At 38.4% G+C, this 16216-nt stretch carries 19 protein-coding genes; 1 reads left to right on the top strand and 18 read right to left on the bottom strand.

Translation table 11 applies throughout. The annotated features are described in order from the left end of the window. Positions 1 to 111: 111 nt before the first annotated feature. The 18 genes from IGJ90_RS03030 to udk all read right to left on the bottom strand — a co-directional run bounded on the left by IGJ90_RS03030 (position 112) and on the right by udk (position 15576). Entirely contained in the window at positions 112 to 558 is a 447-nt protein-coding gene (locus tag IGJ90_RS03030) for a YaiI/YqxD family protein (protein ID WP_438767555.1), read from the bottom strand. Next, entirely contained in the window at positions 555 to 1583 is a 1029-nt protein-coding gene (locus IGJ90_RS03025; protein ID WP_002366252.1) for a hypothetical protein, read from the bottom strand. The genes IGJ90_RS03030 and IGJ90_RS03025 overlap by 4 nt, the downstream gene beginning before the upstream one ends. A 93-nt stretch (positions 1584 to 1676) precedes the next feature. Beyond that, positions 1677 to 2687 (bottom strand): sugar kinase, encoded by a 1011-nt coding sequence (locus tag IGJ90_RS03020; RefSeq protein ID WP_002355718.1) that lies wholly within the window; start codon positions 2685 to 2687, stop codon positions 1677 to 1679. A 9-nt stretch (positions 2688 to 2696) separates the two neighbouring features. Next, positions 2697 to 3440, bottom strand: a complete 744-nt coding sequence (gene dagF / locus IGJ90_RS03015) for a 2-dehydro-3-deoxy-phosphogluconate aldolase (RefSeq protein WP_002361094.1) — start codon at positions 3438 to 3440, stop codon at positions 2697 to 2699. A 3-nt stretch (positions 3441 to 3443) separates the two neighbouring features. Further along, positions 3444 to 4550: a DgaE family pyridoxal phosphate-dependent ammonia lyase gene (locus tag IGJ90_RS03010; protein ID WP_002366249.1), complete on the bottom strand. Its 1107-nt coding sequence runs from the start codon at positions 4548 to 4550 to the stop codon at positions 3444 to 3446. After that, positions 4540 to 5649 (bottom strand): amidohydrolase/deacetylase family metallohydrolase, encoded by a 1110-nt coding sequence (locus IGJ90_RS03005; protein ID WP_002366248.1) that lies wholly within the window; start codon positions 5647 to 5649, stop codon positions 4540 to 4542. The genes IGJ90_RS03010 and IGJ90_RS03005 overlap by 11 nt, the downstream gene beginning before the upstream one ends. A gap of 8 nt (positions 5650 to 5657) precedes the next feature. Continuing rightward, a complete protein-coding gene (locus tag IGJ90_RS03000) occupies positions 5658 to 6746 on the bottom strand; it encodes a DUF871 domain-containing protein (RefSeq protein WP_002366247.1) in 1089 nt (362 codons plus the stop codon). Between the two features lie 8 nt (positions 6747 to 6754). Beyond that, positions 6755 to 7054 (bottom strand): hypothetical protein, encoded by a 300-nt coding sequence (locus IGJ90_RS02995; RefSeq protein ID WP_016633063.1) that lies wholly within the window; start codon positions 7052 to 7054, stop codon positions 6755 to 6757. Positions 7055 to 7079: 25 nt separating this feature from the next. Further along, positions 7080 to 8393 (bottom strand): PTS sugar transporter subunit IIC, encoded by a 1314-nt coding sequence (locus IGJ90_RS02990; RefSeq protein WP_002366245.1) that lies wholly within the window; start codon positions 8391 to 8393, stop codon positions 7080 to 7082. A 130-nt stretch (positions 8394 to 8523) separates the two neighbouring features. Further along, positions 8524 to 9219, bottom strand: a complete 696-nt coding sequence (locus tag IGJ90_RS02985; RefSeq protein WP_002361314.1) for a DUF4310 family protein — start codon at positions 9217 to 9219, stop codon at positions 8524 to 8526. A gap of 19 nt (positions 9220 to 9238) precedes the next feature. Beyond that, positions 9239 to 10018, bottom strand: a complete 780-nt coding sequence (locus IGJ90_RS02980; RefSeq protein ID WP_002355709.1) for a DUF4311 domain-containing protein — start codon at positions 10016 to 10018, stop codon at positions 9239 to 9241. Positions 10019 to 10033: 15 nt separating this feature from the next. Beyond that, positions 10034 to 10390 carry a DUF4312 family protein gene (locus IGJ90_RS02975; RefSeq protein ID WP_002355708.1) on the bottom strand — a complete coding sequence of 119 codons (357 nt, stop codon included), beginning with the start codon at positions 10388 to 10390 and terminating at the stop codon, positions 10034 to 10036. A gap of 30 nt (positions 10391 to 10420) precedes the next feature. Then, on the bottom strand, positions 10421 to 10777 hold the full coding sequence (locus tag IGJ90_RS02970; protein WP_002355707.1) for a glycine-rich SFCGS family protein: 357 nt from the start codon (positions 10775 to 10777) through the stop codon (positions 10421 to 10423). Positions 10778 to 10791: 14 nt separating this feature from the next. Continuing rightward, positions 10792 to 11115, bottom strand: a complete 324-nt coding sequence (locus IGJ90_RS02965; protein ID WP_025186557.1) for a PRD domain-containing protein — start codon at positions 11113 to 11115, stop codon at positions 10792 to 10794. Beyond that, complete coding sequence (locus IGJ90_RS02960; protein ID WP_104659735.1) at positions 11081 to 13000, bottom strand: BglG family transcription antiterminator; 1920 nt, start codon at positions 12998 to 13000, stop codon at positions 11081 to 11083. The genes IGJ90_RS02965 and IGJ90_RS02960 overlap by 35 nt, the downstream gene beginning before the upstream one ends. A 369-nt stretch (positions 13001 to 13369) precedes the next feature. Next, positions 13370 to 14335 (bottom strand): Gfo/Idh/MocA family protein, encoded by a 966-nt coding sequence (locus tag IGJ90_RS02955; RefSeq protein ID WP_002366241.1) that lies wholly within the window; start codon positions 14333 to 14335, stop codon positions 13370 to 13372. 101 nt (positions 14336 to 14436) lie between these two features. Continuing rightward, positions 14437 to 14778: a type II toxin-antitoxin system PemK/MazF family toxin gene (locus IGJ90_RS02950; RefSeq protein WP_002355703.1), complete on the bottom strand. Its 342-nt coding sequence runs from the start codon at positions 14776 to 14778 to the stop codon at positions 14437 to 14439. Between the two features lie 168 nt (positions 14779 to 14946). Then, positions 14947 to 15576 (bottom strand): uridine kinase, encoded by a 630-nt coding sequence (udk, locus tag IGJ90_RS02945; RefSeq protein ID WP_002355702.1) that lies wholly within the window; start codon positions 15574 to 15576, stop codon positions 14947 to 14949. Between the two features lie 174 nt (positions 15577 to 15750). Between udk and IGJ90_RS02940 the strand changes: the two genes are divergently transcribed. Next, on the top strand, positions 15751 to 16206 hold the full coding sequence (locus tag IGJ90_RS02940; protein ID WP_002366240.1) for a GNAT family N-acetyltransferase: 456 nt from the start codon (positions 15751 to 15753) through the stop codon (positions 16204 to 16206). Positions 16207 to 16216: the final 10 nt, after the last annotated feature.

Below are 16216 nucleotides of genomic sequence, written 5' to 3'. Positions count from 1 at the left end.
TTTTAGAAAAAATTATTTTTCAAATTATCCTTACTTATTTTAGCATAAAACCCAGTTTCATAATAGAAGCAAATTTAGTGAAGGAAAAATTCTTTGCTTGCCTTTTCCTTACTAAAGACTCCGTTCCACCAGCTCAATAAGTGCTTGTTTAAACGTTGTTCTATCTTGGTCTGTAAAAGGTTTAGGTCCTTTCGTTCGGCCACCTTTTCGCCGAATTTGGCCACTAAAATAGCGTTGTTCTAACAATCCATCAATATTTTCTTTCGTATATTGATAACCTAGTTGATGTAAAACTGACACTCCCTTTGGCAAAACCAAGGAAGCTAAGCCATAATCTTGTGTAATTAAAAGATCCCCTTTTTTTATTAACTGCACAATTTTAAAATCAGCAGCATCCGCTCCTTTATCAACATACACAAAAGAGACATTTTCTGGATAATCTTTTAAGGAATAATGATCTACACTAGTAACAATCACCACATCCAAAGATTTCTCTACAGCGACTTCAATAACCGTCTCTTTCACAGGTGAACCATCGCCATCGACAAAAATTTTCATTCATTTCCCTCGCTTCTTCCTTGCTCTAACCATTTGGGATGACGTTGAAAGTAGTGTTGTAATTCGTCAAAAACGACTTCTTTAACCACTTCATATAACTCTGTATTTCTTAAAATGGTTTTCGTTGCATCCGTGTAGCGGGGCTTTGGTATCGTAATGGCTAAAACAAAATCAAATTCTGCTAAAAAACTATCTGCTGTCACAGATAATGAGTAATGTTGCTCCTCTAAAAATTGATTAAAGGCGGCCACTACACCATCAAGAAAGCCCTCATAGTGGGTTCCGCCAAGACTGGGATAATGCCCATTAACAAATGTTTTTTGCACTTGCGGCGCATGATTTTTACTCAAAATAAATTGAACAAGGGCCAATTCTGTTTGCTTGGCTTGAATAATCGGTGCAGCTTTTCTAGTTAATGGGTTATCTTTTTCAAATAAATAATTACTTAAACCTTTAGGGTAATAACAAAGATTTTTTTGTTCCTCTTCTTGTGTTAAGAGAATCTTTAAGCCTGGATTCAACATGGTAATCTGTTGACATTGTTGTAAAACACGCATATAAGAAAGTGATTCTGTACCAAAAATTTGCGTATCTGGCCAAAACAAGACTTCAATTCGTTCCTGGGTTTCTTCAATAGGTAATAATAATCGTTTTTTCAATTGCCCTTGATGGTAAATAAAAATAGTCCGCTGTTTTTCTTGATCGATACTGATTCCTACTTGTTTTGAGAAGGCTTGTAAAACAGATAAATACAGAAAAGGTGGTTCTAAATCGACTTGCTTTTGTTCAAAAACAAGCGGTCGTGTGGAAGATACCTGAAAAGAGATTTGTTGACGCGATAACTGTATTGCAATTTTCCCTTGATTCTTTTCAATGAAAAACTCTAATAAACCGTTAATTGTCTGAACAAGTAAATTCTCTAAGCCGACTAAGCCAGTCGTTCCAATGAACGCTTCTGGTCGTTTTTGAATCCGTTCAATAAATTCATCATTTTCTAAAACTGTTAAAAGATGTGCAACACTCATCCTGCTGCCTCCTTTGCAATCTGTTTCTTTTAATTATAATGAAAAAAAGACCAGAAGAAAAGCCACACACGACTTTTCTTCTGGTTTTCTTCTTTAACGAATTAAATCAAGATTCGGATGCTCAAGAACGTGATTCACTTGTTTGACCGTTGTCAAAGGAATATCTCCTTGAATCGTATGTGCAAGGACCCCATTGACTGTGGCAAAGGTAACTGCCTTTTCTAACGACCAATTTTGGCTATAGCCATATAAAATCCCCGCCGCATAAGCATCACCAGCACCAATTCGATCAAGATTAAGAAGCGGTCTTTTTTCACTCTGTTGGTACTCATTTTGGGTATATAAATACCCACTTAAGTAGTTTTGATTTTGGGAATGACTTCTCGTTGTCCCAGCAAACCATTCCAAATTGTATTGAGACATGAAACGCTGAATCAGTTCAGTTTCTTGTGCCTCACCTTCTAAATCTTCTCGCGGAATGAAACCTAATAGCTCGACCAAATCACGACGACTGCCAAAAACAATATCACAATAAGGTAAAATGCGTTCGTACTGTTGACGCATAAAGAGTGCGCTATTTGCTGTATTCAAACTAGGTCGATAATTAAAGTCAAAACAAACTTTCTTTTGATAGGCATGCGCCTTTTGAGCAAGTATCAAAGCAGCATCACGAGTTTTTTCAGTTAAACTTAACGAAATACCACAAATATGCACCATATCTACTTCCGCTAAAAAGGCCTCAAAATCGTAGTCCTTCGCCTCGCTGATGCCAAAAGCACTCTGATGGCGATTTTGATAAGTTACTTGTGTGGGGCGGATTCCATAACCCATTTCTGCAAAAAAACTACCAATATGATCGCCCTTTTCTCCTACCCATTGATCTGAAATTCCTAACTTTCTTAGCGCTGCTTTGCCAGCTTCACCAAGACGATTGGCAGGTAATTTCGTAATCAATGCTGTTTCTAGTTGAAAATGAGCCAAATTTGCTAAGAGATTTACGCCAGTCCCTACAAAGTTCATTCTTAACTGCTCTGTTTGTTCTAACATTAGATACTCTGGCGGAGTGAAACGAAGCATGACTTCACCAAACGCAGCAATTTTCATCTTTGCCACCTACTTATTCAATGTGTTTTTCATCATGGTTAGTAACGTTTTCACGTCTTCTGTTCTAGTGTCCCCTGTTTCTTGATCAATAATTGAGCTGTAGACATGAGGAATGATTTTTTTAACGCCGGCATCCACCGCAATTTGAACAATTTCTTCAAAGTTTTCTAAATCAATGCCCCCTGTTGGCTCTAAATAAAAGTCATACTTGGCACAAGCTGCTGCTACTGCTTGGTATTCTTCTTTGTGAGCCAAGCCTTTCATCGGGAAATATTTAATGGAACTGCCTCCCATGTCTTTCAACAATTTGATAGCGGTTTCGATAGGCACTTCCGCCGCTGGCGCACCAGAGCTTAACGGACCTGTCGCAATGTTGACATAGCCAACTTTGCCTGTGGGTGAAACCAAGCCATTAATCACTGTTTCGTCTTGACGAAGTAAGGCCCGCGAAGCGCCGACACCTGTGAAGACTTGGTTCACGTGTTGCGGTTGTAGAACTTCTGATAAGCGAGCCACCATTTGACTTTGATTAGGATCGCCAGCCCCTAAGCCGACAGATAAAGCGTTGTTGGTTGCTGCTTGGTATTTTTTCATATCGTCAATGGCTGCTTCATCGGTTTCATAGTTTTTTGAAAGGACGCCTAACACAACATGCCCTTCTGCTGCTTCATAACAGGCTTGGGCATTTTCTACTGAATTGGCTAAAACATTTAAACAAATGCGTTCTTCTAAATAATTAGGTTTTAATGACATGGCTTATTTCTCCTTTGTGTCCATAATTTCTTGTAATCGTTGCACGATTTTGTTCATTTCTTCTTGATTGACAGAACGAATGTCAAATTCAATGATGCCATTGTTGGCTTGATATTCTCGCGTATAAATGGCTGGACTTTCTGCTTTTAACGCTTGGATGACTTCCTTAGCGGTTTTTCTGCCGTCCACTTTGACACTGGCGCGATAAATGTCTCGTCCGGCGCCATCCTGGACGATTTTAGCGGTTAAATCTGACAGGTTGTTGATGGCTTCAACAAACGGTTTTAAGCGTTCTTGCATCGAAGCCCCTGATTCACTGCCATGTGCCAAGTATTCTTCCACTGCTTGCGTAAAGCCCAAGATATTGTCTTTGCCAATTTTCATTGCTCGACCAATGCCTTTGCCTTGTAGGCGCACCCAGTCAATGTATTCTTTTTTCCCGACCACTAAACCAGCACTTGGCCCTTCAATGGCTTTGGCGCCGCTGTAAATCACCAAATCAGCACCTGCTTCGGTGTATTTGAAAAGATCTTCTTCTGCTGCCGCGTCAACAATTAGCGGCACCTTGTGGCGTTGCGCCACTTTGGCCGCTTCGGCCACCGTCAGCATACCTTTTTGCACGGTATGGTGGCTTTTGATGTATAGAATGGCCGCTGTTTTTTCAGAAATCATCATTTCCACGTGTTCTGGACTGCACATGTTGGCGTAGCCAGCTTCCACCACTTGGCCGCCGCCTTGCACTACCATAACTTCTACAGGCGTGCCGTAGTCCACGTTGTGCCCTTTAGGTAAAACAATCTCTCGCTGTTCAATTTTTTCTGTATAAGGATGATACGCGTGGTACAAGCTGCCTTTTCCAATCAAGGCAGCCACCGATTGAGCAATCCCCGCCGAAGCCGAGGAAACGATTTGGGCATCTTCTACCTTCAACAAGTTGGCTAAAAAGGCCCCTGTTTGCACACTAAGTTCACTCATTTCAAAGAAATGTTCGCCGCCGAATCGTTGAGCTGCTAGGACTGCCTCCGAAACTTTGGAGACACCTAGAATGGTCATTTTGCCAGAAGCATTAATGACTTCTTTTAAGTGGAATTTTTCGTAACTAATTGTCATAGATTTGTCCTCCAATAATTGTTTTGATTGGGCGAATTTGCTCTTTGGCTACTCGTGTCAATCCATTAGAATCAGTCAATGTTTTTTCTTCTGCTTGAATCGTGAAAATCGTTAAATCAGCATCTTTACCTATTTCCAACGTGCCTTTTTGCGTTAAATGGAAATTCTCAGCAGGAGCCTTGGTTACCTTTTCAATAATTTCTGGCCAATCATAGCCAACCACACGGAGTTTTTCCATCGTTGTGGCTAAATCATAAACAGGACCATTTTCTCGGTTACGGATGTAGATATCTGTGCTAATTGATGCAGCTTTCATTCCCTCGCGCAACGCTGTTTCAGCTACGTGAAAATTGAAACTATCCGTACCATGCCCGATATCAAATACGACCCCTTTGTTGTACGCTTGCCAAGCGAAATCTTTTATTTTATCCGTTGCTTGGTCTAAGATGCCATTTTCTTTCCCATTAAAACAATGGGTTAGGACATCCCCTTTTTCCATCAAGGTTAAAATTTCATCTAAATGAGGCGGTGCTGATCCAATGTGAACCATTAAGGGAATTTCTTGGTTTTCTTGCTGAATCTGTTTGGCCAATTCTAAAGGCGTAATGCCGTTATCGCCAATAACGGTCCTACTCATACGGGCTTTAATCCCTACAACAAAATCTGGTAATTCTTGAATCGCTTTTTTGACTAAACTCGCTTGTACTTTACTTAAATCTGCGAGTTCGTCCTGAGCAACGATGCCCCATTTAGAAATATTGACTAATCCAAAAACATTTGTTTTTGCTTGCTGCGCTAAGTCATAAAATTCATGAATGTTTTCAGCACCTGTTGTCCCAGCATCAATCACTGTCGTAACACCCTTTTTGACCCCAATTTCATCTGGATAATCATAATAAAGAGCCATTTTTTCAAAACAATGAACGTGATCATCTATCCAGCCTGCGGATACATAAGTACCTGGTTCTAAGTGGATAGTTTCTTTTGCAGAACCTGAAATAGTTGCTGCAACAGCCGCTATTTTTTTCTCTTTAATTGCAATTTCAACAGGCATACCATCTACTGTCTGTCCATTTTTTATAAGTAAATCGTAGTCCATATTCTTCCCTACTTTTCTATAAATCTAAATTTTGTCCAAGGCTTAATGAATTCTAATAATACAAGCTCTTCTTCTATAATACGCCCTACTCGATTTTTGCGTGAGTCTTGATGTGGTTCTAAAACGACTTGTAATTCATTTTTGTATTTTCCAAATGCATCATTTCCCACAACAACATCTCCAGGTTGTAGCATTGCTTGATTATCATGTGGGGGATTAGCTTCATTTTTATATTTTTTACGCACTTCTGTGGAACGAATCATCTGCTGAGTGATATCTCCACGGCGAAAATGTTGATTTTTTGTTACGATTTCTTTTTCAATTTCAGAAGTCGCTTCTTCAAAAACAATGGTCAATTCTGTTTGATAACGATTCAACTGACCCAATACTTCTAATTCTTCGTTGGAAGCATAAGCATTTCCAATAACAACATCATCAATTAAATTTGTTGCAAATAAATGTTTAGCTTGAACAGTGACTGGCAACTGTCTATGCATTTCTAAAGTAGGTAGCCCATCATTCACATCCCAAGGACCAATTTCACCTACCTGTGATGAAATAAAAGCAGCTGTCCGAATACCTTCCTTTTTAAAACGGATGCTACATTTTTCAAAGAAATCATACGGCAATGCAGTTCCCGCTTGTGGATAAAAGTTATGACAACCATATAAGAAAGGTCGATTCGCTTCATACGTCAAAATGTTATCAAGATAAGCGACATCATTACTCATATTCAACTCAATAGCCACGCCGAATGGATTAAACGTCAACATGGCTTCTTTATTTCCATCAAAACCTGTATCCAACCGAATCCCATCAGCTCCTAATTCGCTGAAAAAAGTCAAATCATCATATGAAATTTCCAATTCATCAAAGATACTTGGAACGACATCTAAAATTGTTTCAAATCCTAAATTTTTCGCATAACTAATTAATTCTTTAAATTTTTTCTGAACCGCTTCTTTGCCATCGGTCACTTCTAACATACTCATAAAAATTCGAGTAAACCCACATTCGCTGGCTTTTTTTAAATACGCTTTATCTTGATTGATATCACTATGATCTGGATAAACTGATACACCTAATGCTCTTTTCATCTTCGTTCTCACACTCCGCTATTTTCAAATTTATTTCGAAATTTCCAAGCAATCACCGAGCTACACAGGATTGTTGTAGAGCCAACGAGCAATACTGATTGATTTAGAAATCCGCCAATTATCATGGAAAGAGTAATACAAACTGCCGTAAAAACCAACGTCTTTACCAAACCAAATTGATAAACAACAGTAGGCAACTGCCCTTTTTCTATAATAATTTGACTAACGATAAAAAAGAAAATGAACCAAATAATCATCTTATACGCTCCTGACTTTCTTCTCTGACTTAGAAGGGGCAGGATATTCATATCAGAACACCCGCCCTAACATTTTTTAATTTTTCGCTGCTTGTTCAGCTGCTAATTCTTCTGCTTCTTTATCCAATTGTTGTTTTTCATAAACTTTGAAAAATGGATAGTAGATAGCCATTGTAATTAAGAAGTTAACAATCACTAATACTGCGGCCGAAAAACTCCAATTGGTACTCATCCAAGCAGCAATTGGTGCTGGAATTGCAAACGCTAAACGTGCAGCCATCATCGGAATTATATTAGCGACTGTTAAGAAATAAGATAACGTTGTGGTAATTAACGGTGCCACGATAAACGGAATACCTAAAATAGGATTCATTACGATAGGCGTTCCGAAAATAACTGGTTCATTAATATTAAACAAACCTGGTAAGAACGATAAACGGCCAAGACTTTTCAGATACGTTGATTTAGAAAACATCATTAAAACAACTAAAGAAAGCGTAGTTCCAGCGCCACCAATCCAGATAAACCATTGTAAAAACTGTTCTGTAAAAATATTAGGTAACTGATGAACGTTTGCGCCATTGGTAAAAGCTTCAAGGTTTTCTGCAATCGACATATCCCAGAAAGGACGAATAACTGGGCCCATAATCGCTGGACCATGAATCCCTAAAACCCAGAAGAAACAGATTAAGAAGACTGTTAGTAAGCCGCCAAATAAACTGTTACCAGCAAGGATACCTTTAAGTGGCATTAATAACGTACTCAAGAAACCATTCAAATCAAAACCAATTACGTGGCGAATAACCCAGAATAATAAAAGAATAACTGCTCCTGGAATTAACGCAATAAATGAATTTGACACTTCAGGCGGTACGCCATCTGGCATCTTAATCATAATATCTTTTTCAATAAAGAAGCGATAAATTTCAACAGATAACAGCGCTGTTACAATCGCACCAAATAAAGAAGCTGAACCTAAATTTGCTAAATTAATATAGCGCCCTGCTGTAATGACGTTGTCAACATCTTCAAAGACACGTGTTGGTGGTGCCGCTGTTACTAAAAAGGCCATTAATGCTAAAATTCCGCACGTCAAAGAGTCAAGCTTATAACTTTTGGCCAATGATGAAGCAATCCCAAATGTTGCATAAAGTGCAAGTAACCCCATCGTATAGCGGGAAGGAATATCTAAAATTGCTTGATAAGGTTCAATCAATTTTGTGTATACCTCAATTGGAATATTTTGAAAAATTGTAAAGAATGAGCCCACAATTGTTAAAGGCATCGTTGCAATTAATCCTTTTCTAATCGCTGTCATATGGCGTTGAGAACCAAATTTATTCGCAATCGGCATTAACTTAACTTCCATCCACTGTACAAAACCATTCATTTGTTAATTCCTCCGTTCAACTAATAAAAATAATAATTATTTCGCATTTATAATAACATAGTAACATTATAATGTAAACGCTTATTCTTATTTACGACAGAGAAAGTGCAAAACAAAAGGCTTTTTCTGATTATAAAGAAACCGGGAATATTGCACCAAAAATCATTGCGCCTAAAATTGCGCCCCCAGCGATTGGTTTTTTCCAAATGTAAAAACCTAAAGCTCCTAATGTGGCACCAATCCCAATAGGAATCGAAGCACCTGCCGCACTCAAAATAATTAACGGGCCTAAGAAACGTCCTGAGGCATTACCAGCCCCCATCATCACATCCGCACCAAAAGTGGAATTTCCTTGATTGATAGTAAATTTCCGAATCAACACAATTACGCCACCAACCGCTAACCCTAGTAGCGCACCTGTTAAAAGTGCTAAGCCAAAGTTTTCTACAGGTGCTTTAATACCCATGCTGAGGAAAATTGCAGGTACGCCAATCCCGATCCCCGTTAAAATTGAGCCACCTAAATCTAAAATCCCGACTAAAGAACCTTCTAAAATTCGTGCAAACAGGAAACTTGCACCGAATGCTGCGGCAGCGCCATAAGAACCACCATCTAAACCAGCTTTTAGCATCGCAACAATTGAAACTTCATTAAAGGCGCCCACACCATAAACTACATACATATGTGTTCCTGCAAAAATTGCCGCTGACATAATCCCGACTAAAATGGGAAAGCCCCAATCAGCATACCAAAAACTTTTGCCTTTTAAACCTTCTTGAATTTCTTGTTCTTGTTGTGCCCATTCATTTTTTTCTTGCTGTTCCATCTATGAGACCTCCTTTTTTCTATTTAACGGTGAAGACATTGTGTAAATTATTTAACCATTGAGGAATAGACAAGCGGAAACTTTCGATCATTTCTAAGTCGAACCCTCGGAAGAAGCCACTTAAAATAAATAATAAGATAATGGCACCAAGCATGCCGCGTGTCATTCGGGTCCACCCTAAATCATCGACACCTTTACCGATTAAGATCCCTAATACAACTCCTGGGACAGCATTGCCCATGACTAATTGAGATAATCCGCCAAATAATGTTCCCCAGAAACCCGTCCGTTTTCCTGCATCTAAAGCCGCTAGCCAGAATAAAACAGGCATCACAGTATTGATTAAAATCGTTGCTGCAGGTACCAACACCGCAACTGCTGTTACTTGTAGCGATTCTGGAATTGCTGCAGCTGTACTATTTAAGAAAGCCACAGTCGCCATTCCTACAAAGGCCCCGACAATCCCCATTTTTTTGGGATTATGCATCGTTTTAGTGACATCTTTATCCTTTACCAATAAAATCGCTGCAGCCCAGTTAGGCACAATCCGGTGGGTCACATCTTGTGTAAAGGCCCCTGCTCCGACGGCCGAAGCCCAAGCATTAAAGAAAAAACCTAAACCAAAAGAAAAGTGTGATGCTGGATCTCCTTGTGCCGCGTTCATTTCCCCTAATGTTCTAAATGCCCCTAAACCTTGTGTTTGTGGTGCATGAAACATCCGAGCAGCGCCTGCGCCAGCTGCAAAACCTAGTAAACCACCAATAAGCAATGACTTCAGCAAAATGATTACAAATTCCATTCCTTCTTCCTCCCTTTATACGCCTCTTTTTGAAAGAAACGGAACTACTACTGCGTTCGGTTCTTTAATTGTTTCTGTTAAAAAATCAACTTCTTCGACTGCAATGGCTTGGATTTCCACTTCTACAGCTAGTTCGACATGATAAATCACTCTCTTTCTAGGAAAGAAGAAGAACAGAAATTTTTCTGTATAAACTTGTTCTTTTGCCTGACGAATAGTTACTTCTTTCGGTTCAATCCGGATGAGGACCTCTGTTGTTTCTTTTAATACTTTTTTTGAAACATCATTCAATGCACTTGCAAAAGCTTCATTCTTCTTATTACCTTTTCCAGAAACAATCACGGTTTGTGTTGACCGTTTTGTGGCATCCATAATTACCGCTCCTTTCTAAGTTACTACTTTCTATGCTCCGTGTTTCTTAATAAATGCTTCAGTTACTCGTTTACCAAGTTCTTCCTGATCCATAAAACCAAATCCAAGAACAGTTTTCCCATCGTTAATTGCTGTTACCCCTTCTTCGATTGATCGCATGCCATGTCTTTCGGGATACCCGTATTTAGTAGCAGCCGTTAACGCCCCTGCACCACCACTGCCACAGAAAGAAATGCCTAAATCTGCCTTTTCTTGTTGCATCACATCTCCTAAACGCATATCAGCGCCCATTCCTGGAACAACAACCGCACGACCACCGGCTTGCTCCACTCCTTTTGCAACATTTTGTCCTTTTCCTAAACGATCTGCAATAACTACTGTAATCATAACTTTTCCTCCTATTAATTGTTTTGTTTAGCAACTTCAAAATGAACAGCTAAAACATACCATTCATCTTCTGATAACTGACCAATTGCTTCTGTTGTTTCTTGTGCAATTTTCAACGTTTCTGGTGTTAGTTCCGTAAATAACGTCCGATCAACACCAGATAATGTCGTTCCTTCTCTTGAACGATTCAGCATCTCATTGAGATGGTTAATCAAAATCGTCCACTGTAATTCCGTTGGTTCAATTTTTGCTTCTGCTAATCGCGCACTGGTTTGTTTGATAATCGATTGTAGCTTTTCTGGTTCAGCACTTTGTCGAATGATCTCCTGTGCTTCCATTGCTAGTTCCATCCTCTTCCTCCTTTGGTTGTTCTAAATAATTAAGTAATGCTGAAATTTCAGCATGATTGACAGGTAACTCATTTTTAGCAAATAAACATTCAATTTGCCGAATTTCTTCTTGCCTTTCATGAGATATTTCTCTATTACAAGGAATCTCTTCGTATTGTTTATTAAACGTAATCCGATGTGTCATTAATAAAACGTGAAGTAAAAAGGCTTCTTGATATTCGCTCAGTAACTTTGTTTGAAACATTCGTTTTAACTCTTCATAAATAATATACGCTTTTACTAACAAATCTTGGCTTTGTATCCGTTCATTTTTTTCAATTACATCAGATTTCGTGGAGCGAGCGGTACCTTTTCCTTGACGTTTCCCTAATAAAATTTTATCGACCTCTTCCCGAATCAAACTTAAGTCTGTGTCCGTCAACAATGGACTAACTTTAATAAATGGGTATGTCATTTCTTCAATTGGGAAAATACTCAATACCAAATCAGGCTTTTCTGCTTGAATCACTTCAGTTGCATTTAAAACAGAAGCAAATCCTGCGAGTTCAACGTTTGGTACTTCCTCTAAAATTTTTTGTTCAATTAAACTGGTCACACCTAAGCCCGTCGAGCAAACATACACAATCCTAACAACTTTAGCTTCCTGCTGTTGTCGTTCCTGAGCTGCCAAAAAATGCAACGCAATATATGCGCAGAAAGAATCGTTGACTAACAAAACAGAACGTTGAATTAATTGTTTACAGGCACTTTGAATAGCTAAAAATAACGCTGGGTGTTTTCCTTTGATTTCTTCAGAAAACGGATTGTATTCATTAATAAATAAATGTTTCTTTGTAAAACGTAAGGACAGGTGTGCAAACAAGTTCGTAAATAATTGGCGATCATTTACAAAAGGATAATTCAGCTCTTTTGAAACGCTTTCAATCACTTGTTTTGTTAATTGAACCATATCTTGCCGTTGATGGGTTCCGAATAAATCACTATAAATATAAAAATATTCATCCGCTAATAAAGGCAAGTCATACCGTTCAAACACCTCTTGTAAAAGTAAAAGTGGTACTTCGTTCCGTTGTTCAAAGCGTGTTTTTTGCGATAACACTCGGTAAGTCCCAATTGTATGTGCCATCTGCATACGTGCTGCGGCAATTGCCACTCTCAACGTAATAGATAATATTTCGGCATAATCAAATTGATTTTGATCGAGTGGATTAATTAAATTTCGCATTTTTTTCAATGCACTACGATAACAACCTTGAAACAATGTCCCTGACCCAAATTTAATTTTAGGGATTTTTTCAGCCCCTTTTGTCTTTGTCACATAGTTCATAATTTGGTAAATATCGTATTCTGTAAGTTCTTTTTGAGTGATAAATTCCATCAGTAAGCGTACATTGCTTTCTTCACCACTGATTGTAAAGCCTTGCCGTGCTTGGCGAATTAAGGTTAAATCATATGCTTGCAGCAACCGTTCGACCTGTTCCAAATCACTGACAATTGTGTTTCGACTCACTAATAATTCATCTGCTAGCTGCTGTGCCGTTAAGTACCCTTTGACTGACAATAACTGAAAAATCAATACATTGACTCGTCTTTTTTGATCAGGATAGGTTTCAAATCGATCGACATCGATAATTTCATTTTTTAACAGTAAGCGTTTAGAGTCAGGTAAATCTAGCCAGATTCCCTTATTTCGTTTTGAATAAAGTGTCTCATTGTGCTGTTCAAACCAAGCACGAATATCTTCTAAATCATACTTAATTGTTCGAACGCTGACAGTAAAGTTCTCAGCTAATTCTTGCGTGGTAATACTCCCTTCCAAATCCAAAAGCATCAATAAAATATTTATCGCTCTTTTGGACAACAACACGGTCATGCCTTGTCACCTCTTTTCTTTTCCCTTTACACTTAAAACTATAGCGTTATTTTATCTGTTCCACAACACAAAAAAGTTGCACTTATAAAAGTGCAACACTTCTCTTTTCATACAAAAAAATCCCTTAACAGTTACTACTGTTAAGGGATACCACACTATTTATTTGCATAAATAGACAGAAACCTTCTCCACAAAAGTATTCTGTCCGACACGTTACAAATCCGGTAACTGATAGCCGTACTATCTGGTGTCGTTGTGTTTGACAATCACTAGCCGTCAAAACGGAATAGCCGAAGCTATCTGATTGAGTCAACTCGTCGCATAAAACACACTTTAACACAGAATAGTTTGGATAGCAAGTGATGGTAATTATTCGTTATCAAACCATTCTTGATAAAAACCTTCAACAATTTTAACGGTTGCTATCGTTAATTCTTTCGTCATTACGGGGCTAGTTAACTTTTTGTCTTGTAAACATTGATTCACATGATTGATTTCATACGTAAATTCACTAGTGAATTGTTCAGACCATTTGACAGTGTTGCCTTGAGCATCTGTATAATAAGCACAATCTGTTTTCCAGAAATTAGGAATAACGATTTGCCCTTTCGTCCCACAAATGGTCATTTCACTAGGTATCTTTAAACCAACATTAATAAAAATATTGCCCAGCGTCCCTTCAGCAAATTTCAAAGCTAAATTACATTGACTATCCGTCGCTCCTTGCTGATACGTTGCGGTTCCCGTAACCGCTTGAATCTCTTTCCCTAATACGTATTGTAAGTATTGTAATGGATAACTTCCTGAGCCATGAAGCGCTCCACCACCCGCTTCTCTCGAGTAAAACCAGGGAATATGATCCACATTGGGATAGGCAGTAACTGACTGAACCCATAAAATTTCTCCCAATCCCCCTTCTTGAATCGTCGCCTTTACTTTTTGAGTAATTGGTAAAAAGACAGACTTCTGAGCTTCCATTAGAAAAACCCCTTGCTCCTGTGCGATTGCGAAGAGTTCTTCTGCTTCAGCAGCATTTAATGTAAATGGTTTTTCCAGTAGGACGGGTTTTCCTTGTGATAACGCAAGCTTAGCTGCTGAGTAATGTCCTTGATTATAGGTGGGAATATAAATAATATCAATTGTTTCATCCTTACATAACTCTTCATAACTGCCATAAGCCACCGGAATCGCTAATTCTTTAGCCATTTTTTGAGCATTGTCTAAACGCCTTGATGCAATCCCGCGCACTTCAGCTTGCGCGCTTTCTCGAAGCCCTGCTACAAATCTTGGGACAATTTGGGCAGTACTCATAATTCCATAACGAATTTTATCCATATGATCGCCTCCTCTTTCACTATACGAGAAAAACGAATATTTGGAAACCATTTCAACAAAAAAAGAAACCGTTTCCCCAAAACGATTTCTTTATATGTAAATTAACGGATACCAACGCTAACTTTTAAAGCTTGATTGACCTGTTCCATCTCTTCACGAGAAAGTTGACAAACCTTGTGTAGCATTCGTTCTTTATCCAATGTTCGAATTTGTTCTAACAAAATAAGTGATGGCGTCCTGCACTCGTTATGGGGAATTTCGATGAGGACTTGCGTTGGTTGCAGCCGCTTGCTTACGTTACGGGTAATCGGTGCAACAATCAACGTTGGACTAAATAAGTTACCTTTGTTATTTTGAATAATCAGGACAGGTCGAATCCCACCTTGTTCAGAACCAACAACTGGTGAGAGATTCGCATAAAAAACCTCACCTCTTTTTATCATTCAGATTCCCTTCCCTCCTTTTCCTTTAAAAAATTATAGCATATTGTTTCTTGCAATATTTTCAACTTTTTAGCTATCCCTTAAAATATTTGATAAAACCACCCTTTAAAAGTCAAAAAAAGCTTAAACAGTCGACTCTGATATAGAGACGGCTATTTAAGCTGACTATTACATTTTTGTTAAAATACTATCCACTTTTGTATTAATTAAATCAATAGCGACGTGGTTTTCGCCACCTTCTGGCACAATGATATCTGCATAACGTTTCGTAGGTTCAATAAATTGGTGATACATGGGCTTCACGACTGTCAAATATTGTTCAATCACAGAATCCAACGTACGGCCACGTTCTTCCATATCACGCTTGATTCGACGAATAATACGGATGTCATCATCTGTATCCACATACACTTTAATATCCATTAAATCCCTTAAGCGGCGATCTTCTAAAATTAAAATCCCTTCAAGGATAATTACTTCTTTCGGTTCTTGGATCACCGTTTCTGTACTTCTTGTATGCGCAACGTAGTCATAAACTGGCTTTTCAATGGCTTGATAGTTTAACAGTTGTTCAACATGTTGAATCAATAAATCTGTATCAAACGCAAAAGGATGATCATAATTGGTATTTAAACGTTCTTCAAAACTCAAATGGCTCTGATCTTTATAATAAGAATCCTGTTCTAACATCATAATTGAATGATCGGGAAAATTATTAAAAATCGCACGGCTAACACTGGTTTTTCCGCTTCCTGATCCGCCAGTAACACCAATGATAATTGGCTGACTATCTTTCATGTATAAACCTCTTTCTTTTCAAAAACTTCATTGTCTTTTACTATTATAATGAAAACTCTGAAGAATGCCAGACCTTTTCCAAGACTTTTCATGTGATTTTTATCTTCTTATGAAAAATCTGCCCACACTTCTTTCAATTACAGTATACTTATCAATAAAAGGAGAATCCTACCTATGATTAAAAAAGTCAAAAAAGAAGCACTTACAACTGCGCATTACGCTCTTCTTTATGAGGCAGATCCCTCAAAAAAAATGGTGGCAGATTACATTACCCGCGGTATTTGCTTTGACTATCAGACTGAAGAACTTCAAGGAATTTTAGTCCTGTTGCCGACTCACCCACGGACATTGGAAATCGTAAACATCGCTGTCTCAGAAGAAAGCCGAGGGCGGGGCATCGGGCAAGAATTATTACATTTTGCCATTGATTTTGCCAAAAAAGAAAAGTATGATTACTTGGAGATTGGGACTGGGAGCACAGGCTTTCAACAGCTATATCTCTACCAAAAAGTCGGTTTTCGAATGACACATATTGAACCAGATTTTTTTATCCATCATTATGATGAGCCCATTATAGAAAACGGCTTGCCTTTAAAGGATATGGTTCGCTTACGGTTACATTTAAGTTAAAATAACAACA

The sequence above is a fragment of the Enterococcus sp. AZ129 genome (genome assembly GCF_051714505.1).
Taxonomy (GTDB): Bacteria; Bacillota; Bacilli; order Lactobacillales; family Enterococcaceae; genus Enterococcus; species Enterococcus faecalis.
Note: the sequence above shows the minus strand (reverse complement) of the source record. Positions and strands in the feature narration are given on the sequence as shown.